Raw genomic sequence first — 961 nt, 5'->3', positions numbered from 1 at the left:
TGTTCTACCCTGAGTCCGTACGAGAGAAAGTGACAATAGACATTGGTTGCTGTTTAGGGCGCATTTACCGCGCCACACAAACTACAATACTGACACTAGGGTGGGAAACGCTTTTTAAGGGTGACAACGAAGACAAGCCCAATGACAACACCGATGATTTAAAGCCCTTACAGCAAGGTGATACCGGTGTGTGCGAAAGCCTAGAAATGCTGACCAAAGAAACTCAACCGCCTAAGTACTTTGATGATGCCAGTCTTTTGAAAGCCATGACGGAAGCGGCCAAGTTTGTGCAAGATCCCGCGTTACGAAAACAACTTGAAGCCAAAGACAAAAACACCAAAGGCGAGAACGGCTCTATTGGTACAGAAGCAACGCGAAGTGGCCACATCGAGAAACTAGGTAGCCTCAAACACCTCATTAGCGTGCAAAAGGAGAAAGGCTATAAGAACCCTGTCTATAAAACGACAGAATCTGGACAAGAGTTCTGTGCCTTATTGCCGCCAGAAATCATCATGCCGGACATTTCTGCAATTTGGGAGGGTGACTTAGACAAGATAGGTAAAGGACAGTACAGCGTCGCTGAGTTCGTTAAAACGGTAGATAATTATATCCATGAGCGCGTGAACCAAGTCAAAACCGAAGGGGTGCCTATCACCATTAAGGATGGGATAACCTGTCCGAGTTGTAATGAAGGGTTATTACTCAAAAGAAAAGGGAAGAACGGGGCGTTTCATGCCTGCAACCGTTATCCGGATTGCAAAACCACCTTTCCTGATGATAATGGTAAACCGAACTTAAATCCCAAACCGAAAACACCTCAGCCTCAAGCCAGTGACACAGAATCCTGTCCAAAGTGCAATAAAGGGTTGATTCGTCGAGCCGGTAAACGTGAAGGGTCGTTTTGGTGGGGATGCAGTGGTTTCCCTGCGTGCAAAGTTCGATTTTTTGACAAAGACGGGAA

General features: G+C 46.3%; 1 protein-coding gene. It reads left to right on the top strand.

The window, feature by feature from the left end; genetic code table 11:
* Positions 1-29: 29 nt before the first annotated feature.
* Positions 30-961: DNA topoisomerase (locus A142_RS09860; protein WP_241813074.1), on the top strand; the 932-nt coding region annotated here is incomplete at its 3' end.

The organism is Vibrio splendidus 12E03 (assembly GCF_000272105.2).
Lineage (GTDB): Bacteria > Pseudomonadota > Gammaproteobacteria > Enterobacterales > Vibrionaceae > Vibrio > Vibrio splendidus_I.
Note: the sequence above shows the minus strand (reverse complement) of the source record. Positions and strands in the feature narration are given on the sequence as shown.